The organism is Nocardioides sp. (assembly GCF_036401255.1).
Lineage (GTDB): Bacteria > Actinomycetota > Actinomycetes > Propionibacteriales > Nocardioidaceae > Nocardioides.
In genome coordinates, this window is the sequence record NZ_DASWVI010000177.1 from 1 (window position 1) to 7,845 (window position 7,845).

Consider the following 7,845-nt stretch of genomic DNA (forward strand, 5'->3'; position numbering starts at 1 on the left):
TCGAGGAGCTCGCGCTCCCACTCGGCCAGCGGCTCCTCGGCACCCGGCGTGCTCTCGCCCTCGCCGGTCTTGGCGCCGGACCGCGCGATCAGGCCGTCGGCGACGGCGTCGGCCACCACGCGGGTCAGCAGGCCGACGGCGCGGATGGCGTCGTCGTTGCCCGGGATCGGGAAGTCGACCTCGTCGGGGTCGCAGTTGGTGTCCAGGATGCCGATGATCGGGATCCGGAGCTTGCGCGCCTCCTCGACGGCGAGGTGCTCCTTCTTCGTGTCGACGACCCACACCGCGGACGGCGTACGGGTCATCTCACGGATACCGCCGAGCGTCTTCTCCAGCTTGTCGCGCTCGCGCTTCATCTGGAGGAGCTCCTTCTTCGTGCGGCCCGAGCCGGCGACGTCGTCGAAGTTGACCTCGTCGAGCTCCTTGAGGCGGTTGATCCGCTGGTGCACGGTCTGGAAGTTGGTGAGCATGCCGCCCAGCCAGCGGTGGTTGACGTACGGCTGGCCGACGCGGGTGGCCTGCTCGGAGATGGCCTCCTGCGCCTGCTTCTTGGTGCCGACGAAGAGGATGTGGCCACCCTCGGCGACGGTGCTGCGCACGAAGCTGTACGCCTTCTCGATGTACTCGAGAGTCTGGCGCAGGTCGATGATGTAGATGCCGTTGCGCTCGGTCATGATGAAGCGCTTCATCTTCGGGTTCCAGCGCCGGGTCTGGTGTCCGAAGTGCACGCCGCTCTCGAGAAGCTGGCGCATGGTCACGACTGCCATGTGAATCTCCTGTTGTGTCGGGACCGCCACCGTTGCGCCCGACCTTCGAGCAGGCCGGACCGGCACGATCCCAGTCGTTGTTTTCAGTTGCTGCACCCGACGGGTGTCGGCTGCCCTGACGCTGCGCGCGACCCGACCGTCCGGTTGCCCGGACGGACTGAGGATCGTCGCCCACGGGTGGTCGGGACCTCGGAGTTCCAGGGCCCGTCGCGGTCTGCGAGCGTGCGAAGTCAATCCAGGTGGATTGCGACGACCAGAGTAGTCGACACAGCCTCCGACCAGCCAATCCACGGTGCCCCGCACCGACCGGCCCCGGGAGCGTCCACAGCGACGCCGAGGTCGGCGTTCTCCACCGATCCCGCCGGCGCCCGTCGCGTACGCCGGTCGGCGGGGGGAGGGTCGGGGCATGTCCCCGCGACTCTGCGCTCTCCCCGGCACGGTGCTGGCCCTCGTGCTCCTCTCGCTCGCGACCCTCGTCGCCGGCGGCGCGTCGGCCGCCCCCGCCGCACCGGCGGACCCGGTCGGGGTCTGGCCGCTGGTGCCACAGCCCGAGGTCGTCGATGGCTTCGACCCGCCCGCGGACCCGTGGGGCCGTGGCCATCGCGGCGTCGACCTCCTCGGATCCCCCGGGCAATCCGTGCGGGCGGCATTGCCCGGCCGGATCACCTGGGCCGGTGTGCTCGCCGGACGAGGGGTCGTCGTGGTCGACCACGGCACCACGCGCACCACCTACGAGCCCGTCGACCCCTCCCTCGCGGTCGGGACGGTCGTGGCGGCCGGCGACCGGATCGGCCGGTTGTCCGCGAGCGGCTCCCACTGTCCGCCTCGCGCCTGCCTGCACTGGGGTTGGATCCTGGGGGGCGGGCTCGAGGGCGAGACCTACCTCGACCCGCTCCGGCTCGTCGGTGCCGGGCCGGTGCGGCTGCTCCCGCTGTGGCGCGACGAGCCGGCCGGGGGTGCGGTGACACCGCCGCTGTGGCGGGCTCCCGCGCTGCCGTACGCCGGGTGGGTGGCGCCCCTCGACCTGCTGTTCGGACTCGGTCTCGACTCCTAGGCCCGGGGGTGGGCCTGCTGGTAGGCCCTCCGGAGCCGGTCGGTGGTGACGTGGGTGTAGAGCTGCGTGGTGGCCAACGACGCGTGCCCGAGGAGCTCCTGCACCGACCGTAGGTCGGCGCCGCCTTCGAGCAGGTGCGTGGCGGCGGTGTGCCGCAGTCCGTGCGGACCGATGTCGGGCGCCCCGGGCACATCGGCGATCCGCCGGTGCACCATCGTGCGGACCGCCCGCTGGTCGATCCGGCCGCCGCGCGCGCCCAAGAAGAGCGCCGCACCGCTCCCCGGGACGGCGAGCAGTGGCCGGCCGTGCTTGATCCAGAAGTCCAGGGCGCGGGCGGCGGGCCGGCCGAACGGCACGGTGCGCTCCTTGCGACCCTTGCCGAGGACCCGGATCACGTTGCGTTCGCGGTCGACGTCGTCGACGTCGAGGCCCACCAGCTCCCCGACCCGGATGCCGGTGGCGTAGAGCAGCTCCAGCATGGCGACGTCGCGCAGGCCGACCGGGCCCCCGTCGTCGGCGTGCTCCGCGGCACGGCGCACGAGCTCGCCGGCCTCGTCGGTGCGCAACACCGGCGGCAACGACGTGTGCGCCTTGGGCGAGCCCAGGCTCGCGCCCACGTCGACCGGGACGCGACCGGTGCGCGCCAGCCACGCGGTGAAGACGCGCGCGGCGGTGGCTCGTCGCGCGAGCGTCGTGCGCGAGCGGCCCATCGTCTGCTGCTTGGCCAGCCAGCTGCGCAGCGTGCGCAGGTCGAGGTCGCCGACGTCGGCCGCACCGAGCCGGGTGGCGTGGTCGAGCAGGCCCGCGACGTCGCCGACGTAGGCGCGCACCGTGTGCGCGGTCAGGTTGCGCTCCGAGACGAGGTGCCGCTCGTAGTCGCCGAGCGCCCGGGCCAGGGCCTCGGGCAGCGGCGCCGGGTGCTCCTCACTCACCCCTCGAGTCTAGGAAGGCGGGCGTGGCCTACTCGTGAGCGAGCGCGGCGAGCCGCCAGCCACCCCCGACCTCCTCGGCCAGGCCGAGCCCGGCCAGGCGCGTGAGGGTCTCGCGAGCATCGGCGAGCGCCAGGCCGGCCGTGCGGGCGATCGAGTGGTCCGGTGCGGCCCGGATCGCCGGGACAGCGTCGAGCACCTGTCGCTGCCGGATCGTGAGCCGGTCGCGGGCACGCACCGGGCCCCGCGGCTCGACGACGAGGTGCTCCCCCGCCGCGCCGACCACCTCCAGCACGTCGGCGCCCGAGGTGACGAGCACGGCCGCCTGCGACCGGATGAGGTGGTGGACGCCCTCGGAGGCCGCGCTGGTGACCGGGCCGGGCACGCCGAGCACCGGACGGTTCAGCCGGGCGGCCCAGTTGGCGGTGTTGAGCGCGCCGCTGCGCGCCGCCGCCTCGACGACCACGGTGCCGACGGTGAGCGCGGCGATGAGCCGGTTGCGGGCCAGGAACCGCACCTGGGTCGGCGACCATCCGGGCAGCGCCTCGGACACCACCGCGCCATGGGCGCCGATGTGGTCGACGAGCTGCTGGTGCGCGGCCGGGTAGACGCGGTCCGCGCCGCACGCCAGGACCGCGGTCGTGCCGCCCCCGCCGGCGAGCGCGCCGCGGTGACCGGCCTGGTCGATGCCGTAGGCGGCCCCCGACACCACGCAGCGGCCGGCGGCCGACAGCGTCGCGGCTATCTCGGCGGCGACGTCGGCGCCGTAGGTCGTGCACGACCGGGACCCCACGACGGCCACCGAGCCGGCCAGCTCGTCGAGACGCCGCGGGCCGCGCACCCACAAGCCGATGGGCACGCCGCCGCGGCTCTGCAGCGGCTCGGCTGTCGCCAGGTCGTCGAGCTGGACGGGCCACTCGGGGTCGCCCGGGACGACGAAGCGCAGCCCGCGCTCGGCGGCCTGGGCGAGCGTGCGCTCGGGGTCGGCGGCGGACCGCCGGGCGTCGGGGTCGGTCTGGAGCTCCTCGATGGTGTTGCCGCTCAGCAGCAGGTCGTGCACCGCGACGGGGCCGAGCCGGGTGACGGCGTCGAGCAGCCGCGGGTCGCCGGGCTCGCCGAGGGCCGACAGCGCCACCCGCGTCAGGCGCTCGTCGTCGGGCGCGCTCATCCGACGCGCTCCAGCATCGAGAGCAGCAGGGGGTCACCCGTGCGCAGGCGCAGCGCGGTGTCGACCTCGTCGAGCCCGGGCTGGTCGAGGTGTCGCAGGTCCGCGACGGTCCACGCCAGCCGGTGCACCCGGGTCGCGCCCCGCCGGCTCAGGCGGCCGGCGTAGAGCTGGTCGTCCACCGCCTTCTGGCCGGCCTTGGTCAGCGGCCATCGTTCGCGGAGGACCGGCCCCGGCGCGTGGCCGTTGAGCCGCCAGCTCTCCTCGGCGTAGCGATCGGCCTGTCGGGCGCGTGCCGCGACGACCCGCCGACGCACCTGGATCGACGGCTCCGGCGCGGCGAGGTCGACCACCGCGTCGTGACGTCGCAGCGCAGGCAGCTGGCGGACGATGTCGACGCGATCGGCGACCGGGCCGGTGACCTTCATCCGATAGGCGCGCCGCTGCACCTCACGGCAGGTGCAGTGGTTGTGCCGGACATCCCCGCTGTAGTCGCCGCACGGGCACGGGTTGGCCGCCAGCACCACCATCGCCCGAGCCGGCAACGTGACCGACTCGTCGCGGCGGGCGATCGTGATGTCGCCGTTCTCCAACGGCTGGCGCAGCGCCTCGATCACGTCCGTGCGGAACAGCGGGAACTCGTCGAGGAACAGCACGCCGGTGTGGGCCTTGCTGAGCTCGCCGGGGCGGACCACGCCGAGCCCGCCGCCGATGAGACTGGCCTTGCTGGCGTCGTGGTGCGGCGCCGAGAACGGCGGCCGGGTCGGGAATCCGACGGCGGGGTCGAGCGTGCCGGCGAGCGAGTGGATCGCGCTCAGCTCGACGGACTCCGCGGGACTGAGGTCGGGCAGGATCCCCGGGATCCGCTCGGCCAGGCTGGTCTTGCCACAGCCCTTCGGCCCGGACATCAGCAGGTGGTGCCCGCCCGCGGCGGCGACCTCGACGGCGTAGCGGGCGTCGTCGAGGCCGACCAGGTCGGCCAGGTCGAGCTCGTCCAGGCGCTCCTGACCGCGCCACGCGAGCAGCTGCGCCCCCGACATGGGGGCCACGGGCGGCGCCTCGGGAACCTCCTCGCCCCGCAGCACAGCGACCACCTGGCCCAGGGAGCGCACGCCGACGACGCTCATGTCCGCGACCATGGCCGCCTCCGCGGCCTGTGGCTCGGGTACGAACACCGCCCGGACGCCGCGCTCGGCGGCCGCGAGCACCATCGGCAGCACCCCGGCTGCGGAGCGCAGGTTGCCATCGAGGGTGAGCTCCCCGATGAACGCGGTCGCGGCGAGCGCCGTCGCGGGCACGCTGCCGGCGGCCGCGAGCACCGAGAGTGCGATGGCCAGGTCGAAGTGGGTGCCGCTCTTGGCGAGGTCGGCGGGCGAGAGCAGGATCGTGATCCGGCGGGTGGCCGGCCAGTCCAGCCCGCTGTTGATGATCGCCATCCGGCACCGGTCGCGGGACTCGTTGATCATCGTGTCGGCCCGGCCGACCATCGTGAACCCGACCTGACCGGGTGAGACGTCGGCCTGGACGTCGACGAGGTGGCCGACGGCGCCGTGCAGCGAGACGGTCCGGGCGGTCGCGAAGGGCATCAGCCGATCCCCCGGACGTGGTCGAGCAGCGAGGCGCCGCGTCGGGGGCGGACGATGCCGACCAGGTCGATGCGGATGTCGCGGACGGCGACGCCGCGGTCCTCGATCCACCGGGCGGCGAGCCTGCGCAGCCGGGCGACCTTGATGTCGGTGACCGCTTCGTGCGGGGTGCCGAAGCGCACGCTGCTGCGGGTCTTGACCTCGCACACGACGAGCACGTCGCCGTCGCGCAGGACCAGGTCGATCTCGCCCGCCTCGCACCGCCAGTTGCGGTCGAGCAGGACCATGCCCTGGCCCACGAGATGGCGGGCGGCGAGGGTCTCGCCGTACGCGCCCAGTGCTTGTCTGATCGCCGCTGCTGTCGAACTCGTCATGTCCTCGACCTCCTGGCGGCAAGCGTCGTCGGCCGGAGGGACAGCGCGGAGCCTGCGCGCGCGGGAGTGTGGAGAAGCGCGTCGGAGAGCCGTGCTGTGGACGTCGAGCGGGCCGGACGGCCCGCGAGAGATCAGCCGCGCGTGCTCGAGCGGGTGACGACCGACCAGGTCGCCGTCACCGCCTTCGCGCGCCGGCCCAGCGCGATCGACGCGCACGCCGCTCCCTGGTCGCGCAGCGACTGCCGCACGGTCGTCAGGCCGAGCCGCTCGGCGAGCGGTGCGTCGTCCCAGCCGGTCACCGCGAGCTCCTCGGGCACCGCGCGGCCCACGGCCGCGGCCGCGCGCAGTACGCCGGCCGCCTGCTGGTCACTCATGGCGGCGATCGCGTCCGGCGGCTCCGGACCGGTCAGGAGCGCGGTCGCGGCCTGCTCCGCCTCCGCCACGTCGTTGCGGGCACACACCGCGACGGGAACCTCCGCCCACGACCTGCCCGTCCCCTCGAGGGCGTCGCGGTAGCCCGCCAGCCGCTCGCGGGTCACCGGGAACAGCACGGTCCCGACGTCACCCGCGCCGACGATCCCCGCCACCCGGTCGCGGGTCAGGGGTTGGCTCAGGATCGCGGGCCGGTCGGCGCCGGCGAACGCGACGGCGCCGATCGCCCGGGCGGCCGCCCGGTTGTCGATGGTGACCCCACCCAGGCCGCGCAGCGGCGTGCCGCCGTGGACCACGGCCGGCCGCTTGGTGGCTCGCACGGCAGGCAGCACGGGGTCGTCGTCGGCGGTGGTCCACACGACGAAGCCGTCGACCGCGGCGTCCGTGATCCGCGCGACGTCCTCGGGCGCGCCCGTGATCGGCAGCAGCGTCACCCCGAACCCGCGGGCCGCGCACACGTCGGCCACCCCGGCCAGGAAGGTCACGGCGGCCGGGTCGTCGAACGCGTAGCTGAGCTGCTCGCCGAGCACGACGCCGATCGTGAGCGTGCTGCCGCGGCGCAGGGACCGGGCGCTGGGATGGGGGCCGGCGTACCCGAGCTCCTCGGCCGCGGCCAGCACCTTCGCCCGCGCCGCCTCCGAGACCCGGTCGGGCCGGTTGTAGGTGTAGGACGCGGTCATCACCGAGACCCCGGCCCGCTCGGCGACGCGGGCCAGCGTCGCACGCTTCCGGTCGGGGGTTTCCGCCATGGCGCGACCCTAGCCTGTGTATCGTTACACACATGACCCAGGTGTTCACCCGCGACCGGGTCACGTGGGTCATGTACGTCGTGCTGGGCTGGTTCGCCTACCTCCAGGCCGCGCCGGGACTCGTCGTCCCCCACCTGCGTGACGAGCTCGACCTGAGCTACTCCACCGGCGGGCTGCACGTCGCGGCGTTCGCGGCCGGCAGCATGGCCGCGGGCGTCCTGTGTGCACGGCTCGAGGAGATCGTCGGCCGGCGCACGCTGCTGTGGGCCTCGGCCGGGCTGATGGGCGCCGGCACCGTCGGCCTGACCGCCGGCCGGACCGGCGCCGTCACGATCGGCTCGGTGCTCGTGATGGGTCTGGGCGGCGGGCTGCTGATCGTGACGCTGCAGGCCGTCCTGTCCGACCAGCACGGCGACCTGCGCGCCATCGCCCTCACGGAGGCGAACGTCTCCGCGAGCGTCGCGTACGTCGTCCTGATCGGTGCCCTGTCGTTGACGGCGGCCCTGCAGCTCGGCTGGCGTACGGCGCTGCTGGCCTCGCTGGTCGTGCCGCTGCTGATGTGGTGGAACAACCGGGAGCTGAGGATCGAGGCGCCCCCACCCTCCACCGTGGCGACCGGCCGGTTGCCGCGGGCCTTCTGGGTCGCGGCCGGCATCCTCGTGTGCACGACGGCGGCGGAGTGGTGCATCACGGGCTGGGGCGCGAGCTTCGTCGAGGAGGCCGTCGACGTGTCCGCCGACCGGGCGGTCTCGCTGATGATCGGGTACTTCGGGGGCGTGCTCGTCGGCC

At 74.3% G+C, this 7,845-nt stretch carries 8 protein-coding genes; 2 read left to right on the forward strand and 6 right to left on the reverse strand.

Going from position 1 to position 7,845, the window contains the following annotated elements; translation table 11 throughout:
* Positions 1-767: 30S ribosomal protein S2 (rpsB, locus tag VGD85_RS08290; RefSeq protein ID WP_331062981.1), on the reverse strand; the 767-nt coding region annotated here is incomplete at its 3' end.
* Between the two features lie 406 nt (positions 768-1,173).
* Between rpsB and VGD85_RS08295 the strand changes: the two genes are divergently transcribed.
* Positions 1,174-1,821: a M23 family metallopeptidase gene (locus tag VGD85_RS08295; RefSeq protein WP_331062982.1), complete on the forward strand. Its 648-nt coding sequence runs from the start codon at positions 1,174-1,176 to the stop codon at positions 1,819-1,821.
* Here the strand turns inward: VGD85_RS08295 and VGD85_RS08300 are convergent.
* The 5 genes from VGD85_RS08300 to VGD85_RS08320 all read right to left on the reverse strand — a co-directional run bounded on the left by VGD85_RS08300 (position 1,818) and on the right by VGD85_RS08320 (position 7,056).
* Positions 1,818-2,753, reverse strand: coding sequence for a tyrosine recombinase XerC (locus VGD85_RS08300; protein ID WP_331062983.1), 936 nt, complete (start codon positions 2,751-2,753; stop codon positions 1,818-1,820). The genes VGD85_RS08295 and VGD85_RS08300 overlap by 4 nt on opposite strands.
* A 28-nt stretch (positions 2,754-2,781) precedes the next feature.
* The gene (gene dprA / locus VGD85_RS08305; protein ID WP_331062984.1) at positions 2,782-3,918 is read right to left on the reverse strand and encodes a DNA-processing protein DprA; all 1,137 of its coding nucleotides are present in this window, start codon (positions 3,916-3,918) and stop codon (positions 2,782-2,784) included.
* Entirely contained in the window at positions 3,915-5,501 is a 1,587-nt protein-coding gene (locus VGD85_RS08310; protein WP_331062985.1) for a YifB family Mg chelatase-like AAA ATPase, read from the reverse strand. Before VGD85_RS08310 ends, dprA begins: the two co-directional genes overlap by 4 nt.
* Positions 5,501-5,875 (reverse strand): YraN family protein, encoded by a 375-nt coding sequence (locus tag VGD85_RS08315; RefSeq protein WP_331062986.1) that lies wholly within the window; start codon positions 5,873-5,875, stop codon positions 5,501-5,503. Before VGD85_RS08315 ends, VGD85_RS08310 begins: the two co-directional genes overlap by 1 nt.
* A gap of 131 nt (positions 5,876-6,006) precedes the next feature.
* Positions 6,007-7,056, reverse strand: a complete 1,050-nt coding sequence (locus VGD85_RS08320; protein ID WP_331062987.1) for a LacI family DNA-binding transcriptional regulator — start codon at positions 7,054-7,056, stop codon at positions 6,007-6,009.
* Between the two features lie 32 nt (positions 7,057-7,088).
* Between VGD85_RS08320 and VGD85_RS08325 the strand changes: the two genes are divergently transcribed.
* Positions 7,089-7,845: MFS transporter (locus tag VGD85_RS08325; protein ID WP_331062988.1), on the forward strand; the 757-nt coding region annotated here is incomplete at its 3' end.